At 39.1% G+C, this 15,855-nt stretch carries 14 protein-coding genes; 7 read left to right on the top strand and 7 right to left on the bottom strand.

The genetic code is table 11. From position 1 onward, the window contains the following. The first annotated feature begins 132 nt into the window (after positions 1 to 132). From BUB48_RS07070 to BUB48_RS07060, 3 genes are all read left to right on the top strand, one after another. Complete coding sequence (locus BUB48_RS07070) at positions 133 to 1,053, top strand: TraX family protein (RefSeq protein ID WP_073025546.1); 921 nt, start codon at positions 133 to 135, stop codon at positions 1,051 to 1,053. A gap of 192 nt (positions 1,054 to 1,245) precedes the next feature. Then, positions 1,246 to 1,767 carry an ECF transporter S component gene (locus BUB48_RS07065; RefSeq protein ID WP_073025545.1) on the top strand — a complete coding sequence of 174 codons (522 nt, stop codon included), beginning with the start codon at positions 1,246 to 1,248 and terminating at the stop codon, positions 1,765 to 1,767. Positions 1,768 to 1,770: 3 nt separating this feature from the next. After that, the gene (locus BUB48_RS07060) at positions 1,771 to 2,352 is read left to right on the top strand and encodes a uridine kinase family protein (RefSeq protein WP_073025544.1); all 582 of its coding nucleotides are present in this window, start codon (positions 1,771 to 1,773) and stop codon (positions 2,350 to 2,352) included. Here BUB48_RS07060 and BUB48_RS07055 read toward each other — a convergent pair. From BUB48_RS07055 to BUB48_RS07035, 4 genes are all read right to left on the bottom strand, one after another. After that, positions 2,336 to 2,749: a DUF3842 family protein gene (locus tag BUB48_RS07055; RefSeq protein ID WP_073025543.1), complete on the bottom strand. Its 414-nt coding sequence runs from the start codon at positions 2,747 to 2,749 to the stop codon at positions 2,336 to 2,338. The genes BUB48_RS07060 and BUB48_RS07055 overlap by 17 nt on opposite strands. A gap of 138 nt (positions 2,750 to 2,887) precedes the next feature. Continuing rightward, positions 2,888 to 4,360, bottom strand: a complete 1,473-nt coding sequence (locus tag BUB48_RS07050; RefSeq protein ID WP_084524415.1) for a glycine betaine uptake BCCT transporter — start codon at positions 4,358 to 4,360, stop codon at positions 2,888 to 2,890. Between the two features lie 18 nt (positions 4,361 to 4,378). After that, on the bottom strand, positions 4,379 to 5,701 hold the full coding sequence (grdH, locus tag BUB48_RS07040) for a betaine reductase selenoprotein B (RefSeq protein ID WP_084524414.1): 1,323 nt from the start codon (positions 5,699 to 5,701) through the stop codon (positions 4,379 to 4,381). A 13-nt stretch (positions 5,702 to 5,714) separates the two neighbouring features. Beyond that, entirely contained in the window at positions 5,715 to 7,040 is a 1,326-nt protein-coding gene (locus BUB48_RS07035; protein WP_073025540.1) for a glycine/sarcosine/betaine reductase component B subunit, read from the bottom strand. A gap of 223 nt (positions 7,041 to 7,263) precedes the next feature. On the opposite strand from BUB48_RS07035, the gene BUB48_RS07030 reads away from it, so the two are divergent. Together BUB48_RS07030 and BUB48_RS07025 are read left to right on the top strand one after the other, a co-directional pair. Continuing rightward, positions 7,264 to 7,953: a TetR/AcrR family transcriptional regulator gene (locus tag BUB48_RS07030; RefSeq protein WP_242944179.1), complete on the top strand. Its 690-nt coding sequence runs from the start codon at positions 7,264 to 7,266 to the stop codon at positions 7,951 to 7,953. Positions 7,954 to 8,026: 73 nt separating this feature from the next. Further along, the gene (locus BUB48_RS07025) at positions 8,027 to 8,224 is read left to right on the top strand and encodes an asparagine synthase (protein ID WP_073025539.1); all 198 of its coding nucleotides are present in this window, start codon (positions 8,027 to 8,029) and stop codon (positions 8,222 to 8,224) included. A gap of 63 nt (positions 8,225 to 8,287) precedes the next feature. Here BUB48_RS07025 and BUB48_RS07020 read toward each other — a convergent pair whose 3' ends face one another. Further along, on the bottom strand, positions 8,288 to 8,809 hold the full coding sequence (locus BUB48_RS07020) for an iron dependent repressor, metal binding and dimerization domain protein (RefSeq protein ID WP_073025538.1): 522 nt from the start codon (positions 8,807 to 8,809) through the stop codon (positions 8,288 to 8,290). 135 nt (positions 8,810 to 8,944) lie between these two features. On the opposite strand from BUB48_RS07020, the gene BUB48_RS07015 reads away from it, so the two are divergent. After that, positions 8,945 to 9,184, top strand: coding sequence for a FeoA family protein (locus BUB48_RS07015; RefSeq protein ID WP_073025537.1), 240 nt, complete (start codon positions 8,945 to 8,947; stop codon positions 9,182 to 9,184). 18 nt (positions 9,185 to 9,202) lie between these two features. Then, positions 9,203 to 11,329, top strand: a complete 2,127-nt coding sequence (feoB, locus tag BUB48_RS07010; RefSeq protein ID WP_073025536.1) for a ferrous iron transport protein B — start codon at positions 9,203 to 9,205, stop codon at positions 11,327 to 11,329. Positions 11,330 to 11,485: 156 nt separating this feature from the next. Here the strand turns inward: feoB and BUB48_RS07005 are convergent, their stop codons facing one another. After that, the gene (locus BUB48_RS07005; RefSeq protein WP_073025535.1) at positions 11,486 to 12,622 is read right to left on the bottom strand and encodes an aldo/keto reductase; all 1,137 of its coding nucleotides are present in this window, start codon (positions 12,620 to 12,622) and stop codon (positions 11,486 to 11,488) included. Between the two features lie 106 nt (positions 12,623 to 12,728). Then, entirely contained in the window at positions 12,729 to 15,827 is a 3,099-nt protein-coding gene (ileS, locus tag BUB48_RS07000) for an isoleucine--tRNA ligase (RefSeq protein WP_084524421.1), read from the bottom strand. Between the last annotated feature and the right edge of the window lie 28 nt (positions 15,828 to 15,855).

Genomic DNA, 15,855 nt, shown 5'->3' with positions numbered 1-15,855 from the left:
TCAATTATATCACATAGACTGTCCAAAAGTTGACAGTAAAATAATGACTGAAATTTTGGTATATTAAAGCTGGAGCAACAAATTGATTTATTATATAATGCTTTTAAACGCTATGAATAGAGGTAATAATTTATGGAAAATATTATAGAAATTAAAAAGAACCCTGATATTGGACAGGCCGCAGAAACATCCACTTTCAGAAATGATACCCTGAAACTCCTTGCCATGCTGACTATGTTAATAGACCACATTGGATACATGTTTTTCCCCAATTATAGAATATTTAGGACCATAGGAAGGCTTGCTTTTCCCATTTTCGCATATCAACTAAGTGTAGGCTATGTCAAAACCTCAAATTTGAAAAAATATTCCATTCGCCTGTTAGGCTTTGCATTGATATCACAGATCCCTTATTCCTTTTTTTCACCCACTCTGGACTTTGAGCCATTGAGGTTGAACATAATGTTTACTCTATTGTTAGCATTGGGTGTGCTTTATGTCTACGATATAGGTATCACCAAAATCAATGCTTTTAAAGATAGCAGGAGTTACAAGGATTTATTGTTAGCAACTGCTTCCTTCCTATGTATCCTGGCAGCTTTAGTAACACCAGAGCTTTTTGAAATAGCATCAGGAGGGAAATTTCGTTTAGAATATGGACTATACGGATTATTAATTATATTGATTTTCCACATGTTTAAAGAAAAAAAAGTTTCCATATTTATAGGTCTTGTGTTCATCTCTTTTCTCTATGCATACCTTACAGGTGTAAAAACTTTCGTTCCTAACTATCTGAATTGGATAGAGAAGCTGAGAAGAGCATGGTTCTATTCATTGAACTATAAAATGGTTTGGCAAAGGATAGTATACTATAAAAGCGGACTAATAACTCTTGAAGGTTTTTTCTTTCAATCCAGAGCCATATTGGCACTAATACCCATTTATGCCTTTGAATCTTGGTATACGAAGGTAAGAATCAACAAATATATAGGATATCTTTTCTATCCTGCACACATAACCATATTGCTGCTAATAGCAAAGTTTGTGCAATGAGCACTTTCAATGTCTGGATTTTCCTACTGCTTGACATTTGAATACCTCATGTTATACTTATATTAACGTTAACCGAAGTTAACATTTGGATTATGTATTATTTTATATCATTGTATTCATGCCACGAAGGCATTTGCTTTCTGAAGGAAAGCATGTGATTTGTGGTATTTTTTGTTTTTGGAGGGATTTTGAATGAAAAAAACATCAACGCTTAGACTTGTTCTCGCAGGACTTTTTACAGCCATGGGCGTTGGACTTCCTATTGCATTCCATGCTCTTTCACTATCAGGAACCATCTTTTTGCCTATGCACATACCCGTCCTGTTATGCGGCATTGTATGCGGTTGGAAATATGGAATGATCACAGGAATCATTGTTCCTATTATATCCAGCTTCCTGACAGGCATGCCACCTCTTTATCCTGTTGGTGCAGCCATGGCTCTTGAATTAGCTGCCTATGGGACTTTCATCGGAATATTATCAAGAAGAATGAATATTATAGCTGCTCTTTTAGGTGCCATGCTGGGGGGTAGGGTTGTACTGGGAATTTCTAATGTGGTGCTAATGGGACTTGCAGGAAAATCCTATACCTTCTCTGCCTTTATATCAGGAGCCTTTGTAACAGCTTTCCCTGGCATCATCCTACAGCTTGTACTTATTCCTTCCATATACTTGATTTTAGAGAAAAACAAACTTCTGGATAAGGCGGTATAGACCATGATTGACCATGAAAGCTATCATAAACTGCTTGATATAATTGACAGTTTACTGGCAAAAAACAGGGAAATAACAATATCTATAGACGGCAACAGCGGCAGCGGCAAAAGCACTTTGGCTCATCATTTAAGCAAAATTTACCATTGCAATGTTTTTCACATGGATGACTTTTTTCTCCGTCCTGAGCAGAGAACAGCGGAGAGAATGCAGGAAGTAGGAGGAAATGTGGATTATGAACGATTCAAATATGAGGTCCTTGATAATCTGAAAAAGAATCAGGAATTCAAATATCGGATATATGACTGCTCTCAGGGAAGACTTACAGATTACATCAAAGTCTCCCCTAAAAGGCTTAACATAGTGGAGGGTGTATATTCCATGCACCCCACCCTAAGGGATTATTATGACCTGAAGATTTTCCTTACTATTGATGCCAAAACCCAAGTACAGAGAATTCTTGAAAGAAGCGGCAAATATATGCTGCAGAGATTTATTAATGAATGGATACCCTTGGAGAATGAATATTTCTCAAAGATGAAAATTCCTGAAATATGTGATTTTGTATTTACTTGTCATCAATAAGTTGGCCGGCAATTTCCACTGCCTGCTTTATATATTCTGACATAGGCAGGTCCTGTGCCCCTACCACATGGCTGTTGCATTTGTTAACAGGAATCAATATCTTTTCTGCTCTGCTCTGTCCAACGGCCTTAGCCATGGCAGGTGTGACCTCGCCCAACATGGAGTCAGCTATGACAATACCTATGGGGCCTATGATTATATCCGCATCTTTGCTTGCAACCATCACTGGATTTTCACCAGTGGCTCCATAGTCGGCTCCGGCCTTCATCATTGCTGCAGTAGCAATGCTGTTGGTACCTATGGCTATCAACTGTAGAGAAGGATATTTTTCTTTCAACTGTTCCACTATCATCTTTCCCATTTTTCCACCTTGTCCATCTATAACTACTATGTTCAATTGACATGCTCCTTTCTTATGTCATTCTTTGGATTGCATTTTCCTAGAAGCTCTATTAACCTAGATTTTACCACAGCTTTGGCTCAAATCATAGGTATAACACAAAATACAAAACCGGCAGTTGCCGGTTTTGCGTTCTTATTTCTCCTGCCTTAAGGCTTTCATTAATGCTACACATGCAAATATCATTACTATGGCAAAGGGGAAAGCTGCTGCAATAGATGCTGTTTGCAGGGCATTAAGGCCACCTCCCAATAGCAGTGCGAATGCAAGCAGTGCCTGTACCATACCCCAGAGTATTTTTTTTGAAGTTGTTGGGTCTAAATCTCCTTGCTGTGACATCATTCCCAATACAAAAGTTGCTGAATTGGCAGATGTTATAAAGAAAGTGCACAGCAGGATTACTGCAATGACGGATATTATGAAACCTAAAGGATATTTGCTCATTACTACGAAGAATGCTGTTTCTGTAACCTTAATGGCCTCTGCTGCCACATCTGGTCCAAGCTTGATGCCAAGAGTTCCGAATACTGCAAACCATATCAATGAAGCAAGCGTGGGAGCTAATATAACACCTAGAACGAATTCTCTTATGGTCCTTCCCTTTGATATTCTAGCGATGAATGTGCCTACAAATGGTGCCCAAGCAATCCACCAAGCCCAGTAGAATATGGTCCAACCACCAATCCAACTGTTGTCTCCGAAGGCTTCGATATGGAAACTGTCATATACAAATTTGTCAATGTAATTTCCGATACCGTTTGTCAAAGAATTAAGCATGGCTACCTTTGGACCGATGATTATTGATAATACTAAAATTGCAAAAGCCAGAACAAGGTTAATATCAGATAAAAGTTTTATGCCTTTATCTATGCCACTAACAGCAGTCCAAACATATATTACTGTTATCACAGCGATTATTGTAAGCTGTATAATGGTTGTAGTTGGCAATCCAAACATGAAGTTAAGTCCGCTGTTTATCTGAAGTGTTCCGATGCCAAGAGATGTAGCAACTCCGGCAACTGTGGCAAATATTGCAAGTATATCGATGGTTTTTCCTATAGGTCCTCTGACACCCTTTTCACCTATTAATGGGAGAAAAATACTGCTAATAAGGCCAGGGGCATTTTTTCTAAATTGGAAGTATCCCAATGCAAGACCTATTACTGCATAGTTAGCCCATGGATGTATGCCCCAATGGAAAAAGGATTGCTTCATAGCAAAGTTAGCTGCCTCTGCTGTGGCTCCTTCCAACCCTAAAGGATTAAGATAATGGTTTAACGGCTCTGCCACTCCCCAGAATACAAGTCCTATGCCCATTCCAGATCCGAACAGCATTCCAAACCAGGAAACTGTACTGAATTCAGGCTTAGAATCATCTGGCCCCAGTTTTATGTCTCCATACCTGGAAAAGCCAATTATAATGCAAAATACTACGAATAGAAACATGGATGTGAGATAAAACCAGCCGAAATTATCCACTAAATAGTAAAATAAAGCATTTGCAGCATTTCCAAAGTTGGCTGGAGTAATAAGTCCCCAGCCAACAATGGCAAATACCACTATCAAGGAAATAATATATACTGTGTTGTCTTTCTTAATTTCCTTCATATGGTAGCCCTCATTTCATTATATTTTAACTTTGAATACGGTTTGCTCTTTTATGTCAGCCGTGAGTGCATCCAGTGCAACACCCACTCTATGATAACGAAGCTTGAACTGAACTTCCTTCGGTGTGCTTGGATCACCAAGCGGATATGGTATTGATATTGTAGGTACCATTCTGTTTGATCCCACTGTCTTTGCCACAGGTATCAGATTAGCCATCTGCACTATGGTTATACCAGCTTTTTCGATTTCTCTTGTCATGGTTGCACCGCAACGTGTACAAGTACCTCAAGTGGAGGTTAGTATAACTGCCTTTACACCATCCGCCACAAGTTCTGCAGCAATCTCCCTTCCCATTCTTGCTGCTTCTGCCTGAGTGGTACCGGTACCAACAGTAGCATAAAAGTATTTATAAACTCCGCCTATCTTTCCTTCTCTTTCATAAGCTCTAAGAGCATCCAATGGAACTACTACATCAGGATCAGCATTGGCTGCTGCAGGATCATAACCGGCATGAATTGTCATGAATTCCCCCTCTACCAAATCATCAAGCTCAGATATATCGTATTTGCCCCATTTAGTTGCTGATGCAGATTGAATTCTGTCAGGATTTCCAACTGGCACAATGCCTCCGGAGGTTACAAGAGCAACCTTTATCTTGCTTAATTCATCCGGTGAAATAGCCGGTGCTATAGGTACCAGGTCTGATGGAGGTATTGGAAGCTCGCTTTTGAACTCTTCTCCTCTTATCTTTTTAAGAAGCATATCGATTACTCTGTCTGCTGCATTTACCGGAGGATCAAGATAAACCTGTCTCCTTATGCCTCTTCCAAAATAGCCTTCTTCTTCAGCCGAAAAAAGCTCTTCCCCATTCATAAGCTTTTTAGCAAACCTAGCCATAGCAGCTACATCTTTTCTCATAGAAGCTGCACTTGCTCCGCCTTTAAAAATATACATATCCTTCCTGAACATTTCAACGCCAGGGTTTTCTTCATTCATTGAAGTTATTACTGGTACATTGAATTTTTCTTTAACAGCTTTGCATATATTTCCGCAGGCGTTTCCATATCTTCCGGCTCTGAATGCAGGTCCTGCAAAGAATATATCAAAATCTTTTCCTTCCAAGGAACTTAATATGGTTTTTATTGCTTCTTCCTGTCTTGAGCCCATAAAGTTGTCACCACATATGATTGTATGTGTAACCTGATATTCTTCACCAAGCTGTTTTTGAAGCTCCAAAGCCGGTCCTACCAGGCCTTCTCTTACTTCAGGAGCATAATCGGCCATTTCTTCTCCGCCTATTTGTCCAAAAAACTGGTTTATATATAAAATAGCTTTTTTCATCTATTACACCTCCCTAAAACTCTTTCATGGTCTTCGTTGACCAACCCACAACCATATCTCCGCAGAATATGGCGTTATTTTCCATTATAATTGAGCCGTCTTCCCTGACAGATGGGCCTAATATTGCATCATTGCTCCATCCTCCGGACAAACCGTCTCTTGCTAAGGATTCCAGCTCTCCTAAAACCGTTTCCATAGGAGGAAGTTCGATGAGTTCAGATACATTTCCGCAGGATACTATGGCGTTTGCTTTTTCATCCAAAGCAACCAAAGGCTGTGAAGCACCATCCCTTCCTGTACATTCATTAGTCAACCCTACAGTCTTGATTCCTGCATCTTCCATGGCAACTATGCAAGCAATAAAATCAGCATCAGGATTTCCATATCCCTCTTCAGCTACAATAGCCGAATCAGCGCCTAAAGATTTTGCCATCTGTGCCACGAAAAGTGCAGCTCTCTGCTTCTGGTCAAGAGCAACATTCAGGTTTGACATTATAACCCCGAGGAAGTTAATAGTCTTTCCATGTTCTTTATATAATCTCTTTATCATAGGGAAGTTCTGAAAATCATAAGTTGACCATTTTGAAGAGCAAGGCATAAATGAACCAGATATCATGGCTCCGTCCAATACCTCATTAGGATGCATGAAGGTTGGGAGCATTCTGTTGCAGTCCCAGCCATAAACCAGATCATTATATCCCAATTCCTCCATCTGTGACTGAGGCTGAAGAACAAGGACTACGCTTGGAAGTGCATTTACTTCTGCTGATCTCTTCGTTATAGGCTCCAGTTCATAAACTTCTGTTTCTTCTGGTTCAAGATTTTCAACACATTTGCCTACATATTCAGCAAGTCTCATACCTGCCCACCTCAGGGCATGATTTTTCTTTTGCTGCTCTCTCTTCTCGAAATCTTCATCGGTATCTGCAACCAGAACCAGGTTTTTCAGCTGTGAATAATAAGTATATTTAGCTCCTTCTCCGCCCATATCTATAAGTCCGTCCTGGAAACCGCCCCAGTGCTTTCCTACCACAAGTATGCTTGAATCCTTAATGGCATGGATTTTGCCATTTCCTGTCTGCATGAGTTCTCCTGTCACTCCCGGAAATACAGGTCCACCGCCTATCCTGCATCTTGCTTCAATAGCTTCCTTTACAGGCACCAGACGAACCATATCTCCAGGCTTCACAATATAAAGATCTGCTTCTGTGATATGCTCGTCCTCAAAAACAACTCTCAGAGCTTCTTCTTTGTTGATAGTCAGAAGACCATCCTTGAATTCGGTTTTAGCTCCAAACACCATGTCCTTTACATAGAAATTTCCAATTTCCAGTCTCATTTTTCCACTCCTTCCAATGCTATTTTTCAATAGCATAATTGTGTTAATTTTGTGATATTTTAATTGTAACATAATATAGTTTATAATGTAAACTTGTTTATTTTTTAATCGTGATTATATATGGTTATGCTTTCTTAGCCCTAGAAAAATTGTATGTTTTTCAATATGTAATTCACATGCTATAATTATTATTGAATTCTGTCTAATGAATGAGGTATTTAAGATGAATGTGGATAAGAAAACTTTACAAAAAAGAAGAATGATGGGATATTTTATCGATGCAGCAAAGAAGATAATAGATGAAAAGGGCATAGAAGCCTTGTCAGTTCGTGAGGTGGCAGACATAGCAGGCTATAACAGCGCTACACTATACAATTATTTTGAAGATTTGGAACATCTAACTTTCTATGCTTCACTAAGTTATCTTAAGGATTATATATACGATTTGAAATGTTATACGAAAGACGTCAGAAATCCAATAGAAAGGTATTTCAAGGTATGGGAGTGCTTTTGCCGTCATTCTTATAGTATGCCTAAAATTTACAATGAAATATTCTTTGGAAAACACAGTAGCAAATTGAACCACTCTATAAAGGATTATTATTCAATATTTCCAGAAGAATTGGAGGATACTGAGGAAGATATTAAGCCAATGCTTTTGGGGGAGAACATATATGAAAGAAACCTCACATTGCTTAAGCCATGCATAAATGCAGCTTATATTAAAGCAAAAGATGTGGATAAACTAAACGAAATGGTATTGCTTATGTATCAAGGTATGCTCACGAGACTGGTCAAAAACCAAACCAGCTATTCTGAAGAGGAAGCCAGGGAAAAAACTTTGTTTTACATTAAAAAGGTTTTTGAATCCTTTGGGCTTAAAAATTTTTACGCTAAAGACGATTCTCAATAGTTCCTAGTATATTAGGACGCAGAATATCAAACACTACTTGCAAATCTAAATCTTCATATTGAGGAGGTTTTTTATGCGCGAAGGATTGATCCCTACATTACTTGGTACTGCAGTTACAGCCACTGGTACCGCAATGAGGGTTAAAGACATGCGCAAGCATGGCATGACCAAAAGGGATACAAGAGTCGCAATAGGAGCAGGCCTCATAGGTCTAGGTCTCGCCCATATGGCTCTTGGCGGCATAGACCTTTTTCAAAACGGAAGATCTTAGATTGGAAATGCGGGGTTGGTTTGCCCCGCATGAATCATTAAAGAATCTGCAATCGCAGTCTTTTTAAACTGATTCATAAGGGACTGTTCCTGAAGTTCCATTTTCTTTTTTATTACATGCCATCCTGTATTCCATAAATTTTTCCAATGTTTCCGGATATGTATTAAAGAACTTATTCAACATCTCTATTTTATTAAGGGCATCCACAGTAACATTGTGCTCAATAAGTTCAACGTTTTTTAACAACTTGTCCTCCACCCCTATAAGCTTTAAAAATTCCTCAATTATCTGATGCCTGTCGAGAAGAAATTTTCCTACTTTTTCTCCCTTTGGGGTAAGCCTTACGATGCTGTACCTTTCATATTTTACAAATCCTAGCTTTGACAGCTTCTGCACCATTCTGGTGGCTGAAGGTGCCTGAACATTCAACAATTCTGCCAGTGTATTAATGCGCGTATACCCTTCAACCATACTGCTTCTATATATCATTTCAAGATAATCTTCCATACTGTGGGACAATACCTGTTGTTGTTTGCCCAGTATTTCATATCCCCTAACAGTATGAAAACCTTGATTTCCATTCATGAAACCACATCCCAATCTCTATTATATTCTTTTCATTTAAATCATATGTGTAACACATTTCCTATATCACTCATATATTAGCCATAGATAACAATTTTACCATTGGCTAACTTTAATAGCTTTGGAGGTGATAATGTGAATAATAATATAGTTCCATTGCATCTTATTCCTTGTGGCAAAAGCGCCAAAGTAAAAGAAATAACTGCAAAGGGTAATATCAGAAGAAGAATGCTGGATTTAGGCCTTATTGTAGATACAATTGTAGAATCACTTCGAAAAAGTCCTTCAGGTGATCCAATAGCATATGAAATCCGCGGAGCAGTAATCGCTCTCCGTTCCGAAGAGGCATCAAAAATATTGGTAGAATTATTATAAATAAATGGGGGGTACAATATGGGGCTTACCAGCCAATCAACGGGTATTAGCACGCTGAAAGAAATGTTGAACATACAGCTGAGTTCCACAGATGATATAGTATTGGCCTTAGCGGGAAATCCCAATACAGGCAAAAGCACAGTCTTTAACAGTCTCACCGGCTTAAATCAACATACAGGCAACTGGACAGGAAAAACAGTTACAACTGCTCAAGGCAATTATAAGTTCAAGGGCAAAAATTTTGTCTTAGTAGATTTACCGGGAACCTATTCCTTATTATCCAATTCAGTGGAAGAAGAAATCGCAAGAGATTTTATATGTTTCGGCAATCCCCACGCTACAATTGTTGTAGCTGACGCAACTTGCCTGGAAAGAAATCTTAACCTGGTTCTACAGATACTTGAAATGACGGATAAAGTAGTTCTATGCGTCAATCTCATGGATGAAGCAAGAAGAAAGAACATAGGAATAGACTTGGACAAATTATCAGATATTCTAGGCATACCTGTTGTAGGAACAAATGCCAGAAATGGAGAAGGCTTGGAAAAGCTAATGGAAGCAGTATATAAAGTATGCAGTGGTGAAATATCAACAAAACCGGTGAAAATACCCTATGATAAAAATATTGAAGCCATAATTGAATCTATAGATGAAAAGATAAAACCTTTGATAAGCAATAAAATCAACAGCAAATGGGTAAGCTTGAAGCTCATAGATGGTGACAAAACCATACTTAAATCCATATATAAATACTTAGACATTGATCTGGCAGAGTTAAATATAATACCTGGAATAGAAACAAATCAAATCCAATACAGCTCAATACGGGATGAAATAGTGTCAAGCATAGTGAAGTTTGCGGAAAGCATAAGTAGACAGGTAGTGCATATAAAAAACAAAACTTATAATCGGTTGGATAGAAAAATCGATGACATATTAACATCAAAATTATTCGGTATTCCAATAATGATTGCATTGTTGGGAATAGTATTCTGGATAACCATCGAAGGAGCTAATGTTCCATCTTCTGCCATAGCAAATGTCCTCTTTGCCATAGAAGACAAGTTAACATTATTATTTATAAAGTATGATCTACCGGATTGGCTTCATGGAGCTCTGGTTCTTGGCGTTTATAGAACCCTTGCCTGGGTCGTATCCGTAATGCTGCCGCCCATGGCCATATTCTTTCCTTTGTTCACTTTTTTAGAAGATCTGGGCTACTTGCCTAGGGTGGCCTTTAATCTTGACAATTACTTTAAAAAAGCATGTGCCCATGGAAAGCAGGCTTTAACCATGTGCATGGGATTTGGGTGCAATGCTGCCGGAGTTATTGGTTGCAGAATAATCGATTCTCCGAGAGAAAGGCTTATTGCCATTCTAACAAACTTCTTTGTTCCTTGTAATGGCCGTTTTCCTACGTTGATCACCATCACAACAATATTCATTGCAGGTGCTGCCAAGGGCCATCTTCAGGCAATAATTGCTACCTTGACGATAACCGGTGTAATAGTTTTGGGAGTGATAATGACCCTGTTTGTATCCAGAATCTTATCTAAAACCATATTGAAGGGCATTCCATCTTCCTTCGCTCTGGAACTTCCTCCTTATAGGAAGCCTCAGGTGGGCAGAATAATAGTAAGATCCATACTTGACAGGACCATATTTGTTTTAAGTCGGGCCGTTGTTGTGGCTGCTCCTGCTGGCCTAATAATATGGCTTATGGCAAATATGAACATAAACGGCATAAGCCTGCTGGATTACGGCGCCGGTTTCCTACAACCCTTTGCTCATCTATTGGGTATGGATGGATATATATTGATGGCTTTCATATTAGGCCTTCCTGCCAATGAAATTGTTATGCCCATAATTATCATGAGCTACATGGCTACAGGTACAATGATAGAGTTGGAGAGCATGGAAGCCTTGAGAAATCTTCTGGTATCTAACGGATGGACTTGGCTCACGGCAATTAATGTAATGCTATTTTGCTTAATGCACTTCCCCTGTGGTACCACTCTTCTGACCATCAGAAAAGAAACAAAGAGCTGGAAATGGACTTTTGCAGCCTTCCTAATACCTACTATGGCAGGAATAACAATAACATTTATAGTAACCCAAACTGTTCGTCTCCTAGGGCTCATATAATTAACGTAGATGAAAAAGGCTTCTTTTGAGAGCATATCATTTTAACAATCAAGGAAGCCTTTCTTGAAACCCATTACGGAAAGTTAATATTAAGGTAGAATTACACTTTCCTATGGGTTATAAAAATTGCGGGGCTTATATACCCCGCATGAATCATTATTCCCTTAAAAGTATATCTACTTTTTTCAATGTCTCCATTATAGGCAGCTTCTGAGGACATGCTGCCTCACATTTGCCGCACTCAACACAAAGGGATGCAGCTTCATTTCTTTCTTTAAGCTTTCTATACATTTCCTTAGAGTATTCCTCTGTGTCATACATGTAATAATCGTTATATAACTGAAAATTATATGGAATCCATACCTTGTTGGGACATGGCATGCAGTACTCGCAGTTGGTACAGCCTATGGCAGTTTTTGATTGGAATTTTTCTGCCGCTTCTTTTATCAAGTCCAGTTCCTCTTGGGTTAATGATCCAGGCAGTGCATCTTCAGCAGTTTTTATATTTTCCTCCACCTGTTTTATATCGCCCATGCCACTTAATACCACTGCTACTTCCTTATGGTTTAATACCCATCTCAAACCCCATTGGGCAGGAGTTCTCTTTACAGTCGCCTTATCCCATATATCCTGTATTTCTTTTGGAGGTGTTTTGGCAAGCTTTCCACCCAGAAGGGGTTCCATAACAATAACCGGAATATTCTTGGAAGCTGCATATTCCAATCCTTCGGTACCCGCCTGATAATCTTCGTTCATATAATTGTATTGTATCTGGCAGAAGTGCCAATCGTAGGAGTCGATTATCTCTTTAAACAAACTCAAATCATCGTGAAAGGAAAAGCCTATATGCTTTATCCTTCCGTCCCTTAAAGCCCTATCTGCAAAATCAAAAACATTTAATTCCTTTATTTTTCCCCATTGCTTTTTGCTCAAACTATGCAATAGATAAAAATCAATGTATTCCAAATCCAGTTTCTGAAGTTGCTCATTGAGGTATTTGTCAAAATCCTCATATGCATTGACAAGCCATACAGGCAGCTTGGTAGCAACTTTGACCTTTTCCCTATACCCATCCTTTAAAGCCTTTCCAACTAGTATTTCGCTGTTGCCCTTATGGTAGTTATAGGCTGTGTCTACATAGTTAACCCCATTATCAATGGCATATCTTATGAGCTTTATGCTTTCCTCTTCCTTGATATTGCCTTGGTCTCCTCCCTCTACAGGAAGTCTCATGGCCCCGAATCCCAAAACGGAAAGCTTTTCTCCCAGCTTTTCAAATTCTCTGTACTGCATACTGCAACCCCCTTTGCTTATTATGGCAACTTACTCATATCTATACTTTAACGCATATAATGTCTTTTTTCCAGAAGGAAAAAGGCTTGCTTAAGCAAGCCTTCTACTATACTCTTTCCACCTTCATTCCTGTCATATGGCCGTTCAAATCCTGTTTCTCCAAGCTGTCATCCTTGACCCGCTCCACTACATCAGCCAATGTTTCTGTCATTATATAATCCTTGTGAACCTCTACTGCCTTGGCAATTTCATCATCACCATCGAAGTAAATCCTTATTCTGTCCAAAACTTCATAGTCATTGTTCTTTCTCATCTGCTGAACCTTGGATATGAACTCTCTTGCATAACCTTCATCCAATAACTCCTGGGTAAGAGTTGTCTCCAATATTACAAACAGATTGTTTTCCATGGCTACTGTGAAACCTTCCTTGGCTGTTATGGTGATGAGGACATGATCCTTAACCACGTCAAGGGTTTCTCCGTCAACCTCCAGCTTGAGGGTTTCACCTGCTTCAAGCTTCTTAACTGCTTCGGCTCCGTCAACTTCTGCCAGAGCTTTACCCAACAACTTGATCTTAGGGCCAAATATGGGGCCTGCAACCTTGAAGTTTGGCTTCAGGCTAAATTCCATATATTCATCAAGATGCTTTGCAAATATTACCTTTTTCACATTTAGCTCTTCCTGGAGCAAAGGAACGAGATCCTTTATCAAATCTTCATATTTGCCATCTATCAATACTTCTGCAATGGGCTGCCTTACCTTTATTTTTACCTTTTCTCTGGCGGCTCTGCCCAAGCTTACCAAGTCTCTAACAAGATCCATTCTCTCCTCAATGTGGGGCTCCAGTAGATCCTTATTGGATACAGGATAATCTGCCATATGCACTGACATCTCTCCTGTCAGGTCTCTATACATTTCTTCTGCCATAAATGGTGCAAATGGAGCAATTATCTTTGTCAATCCAACAAGTATTTCATAGGTTGTATTGTAAACTGCTTTTTTATCATCTGTTAATTCCGTTGCCCAGAATCTTCTTCTTGATCTTCTTATATACCAGTTGGAAAGATCCTCATTTACAAAGTTCTGTATTTTCCTTACTGTCTTTGTCAGATCATATATGGACATTTCATATTCGATTTGAGCCAGTAAGTTATTGTACTTGGAAAGTATCCATCTGTCCAATTCAGGTCTGTCTTTATATTCTATGAAGAATTCCCTTGGGTCTATATCGTCTGTGTTTGCATATAGAGTAAAGAAGGAATATACGTTTCTCAAGGTACCAAAGAATTTGCTTAAAACTTCCTTTAAGCCTTCTTCATCAAACCTTGTAGGTGTCCATGCAGGCGATACATAAAGAAGGTACCATCTTAGTGCATCAGCACCGTATTTGTCAAACATATCAAAAGGATCTACTGTATTGCCTCTGGATTTTGACATTTTATGGCCGTCTTTATCCAGTATCAAGTCATTTACCAATACCCTCTTGTAAGGTGAAGTACCCATTATAAAAGTGGATATAGCCATAAGGGAGTAGAACCAACCTCTTGTCTGATCTATACCCTCACATATGAAATCTGCGGGGAATAATTCATGGAAGTTTTCCTTGTTTTCAAAGGGATAGTGATGCTGTGCGAAAGGCATGGAACCACTATCGAACCAACAGTCTATAACCTCAGTGACCCTTGTCATTGTGCCTCCGCATTTATCACATTTCAGATGCACTTGATCCACATAAGGTCTGTGTAATTCAATGCTCTCATCTATATCCTCTATGGCTCTTTCAACTAACTCTTTTCTTGAACCTACAGAGGTTACATGTCCACATTCACATTTCCAGATATTCAAAGGTGTTCCCCAGTATCTGTTTCTTGATAGGGCCCAGTCATTTACATTTGCCAACCAGTTGCCGAATCTTCCTTCTCCTATAAAATCCGGATACCATTCAACCTTCTTGTTGTTTTCTACAAGCTGGTCTCTCAGCTTTGTCATTTCTATATACCATCCGGGCTTAGCATAATACAATAGAGGCGTCTGGCATCTCCAGCAATGAGGATAGTTGTGGGCTATCTTTTCTTTCTTGTAAAGCTTTCCTTCCTGGGCCAGCCATTTTATTATGTCCAAGTCCGCATCCATTACAAACATGCCTTTCCAAGGCGTTGTGGTGAATTTACCTGTTTCGTCAACAGGCTGTAATACGGGAAGATCATATCTTTTACCTGTATTGTAGTCATCTTCACCAAAGGCCGGAGCAGTATGAACTATACCTGTACCGTCTTCTGTAGTTACATAATCTGCAACAGTTACATAAAACGCTTTCTTGTCAGCTTCCACAAAAGGCATAAGCTGTTCATACTCAATGTATTCTAAATCCTTGCCCTTTAATTCTTCCAATACTTCATAGTTCTCTCCCAGAACCTTATTGGCAAGATGCTTTTCTACATAATATATGGTATCGTCCTGTTTAACCTTTAGATAAGTTTCCTCAGGATTCACGGTCAATGCCACATTGGATGGGAGAGTCCAAGGTGTAGTGGTCCATACAAGGAAGTATTCATCCGCATCTTTTCTCTTGAATTTTACTATTACAGTATTGGTTTTTACTTCTTTATATCCTTGGGCTACTTCGTGGGAAGCCAAACCTGTACCGCAGCGGCTGCAGTATGGCAATATTTTGTGACCTTCATACATGAGGCCTTCTTTGAAAAATTTGTCCAGTATCCACCATTCAGTTTCTATATAATCATTGTCCAATGTTATATACGGGTGATCCAAATCTATGGAATATCCCATTCTCTCTGTCATTTCTCTCCACTGTTTTTCATATGTGAACACAGACTCACGACATTTTTGGTTGAACTCTGCTATTCCGTATTCCTCAATTTCCTGCTTGTTGGAAAGTTTCAACTGTTTCTCAACTTCTATTTCAACAGGCAGTCCATGAGTATCCCAACCTGCTTTTCTCTTAACCTGATATCCCTTCATGCTCTGATATCGGCATACAGAGTCCTTCAAAGTCCTTGCAATTACATGATGTATTCCAGGTCTGCCGTTGGCTGTTGGAGGTCCCTCGTAGAATATGAAGGGTTTAGCTCCTTCTCTATTTTCAACAACTTTGTTGAGAATATCTATCTCTTTCCAAAACTTAGCTATCTCATTTTCTCTCTCTGCTACCGGTTTTTCCGAAAGAGGTTTAAATTTCATCAGACTCATCTCCTTGCTCTTATATTGTAAA

Source organism: Lutispora thermophila DSM 19022, from assembly GCF_900142105.1.
In the GTDB taxonomy this organism is placed as follows: domain Bacteria; phylum Bacillota; class Clostridia; order Lutisporales; family Lutisporaceae; genus Lutispora; species Lutispora thermophila.
Note: the sequence above shows the minus strand (reverse complement) of the source record. Positions and strands in the feature narration are given on the sequence as shown.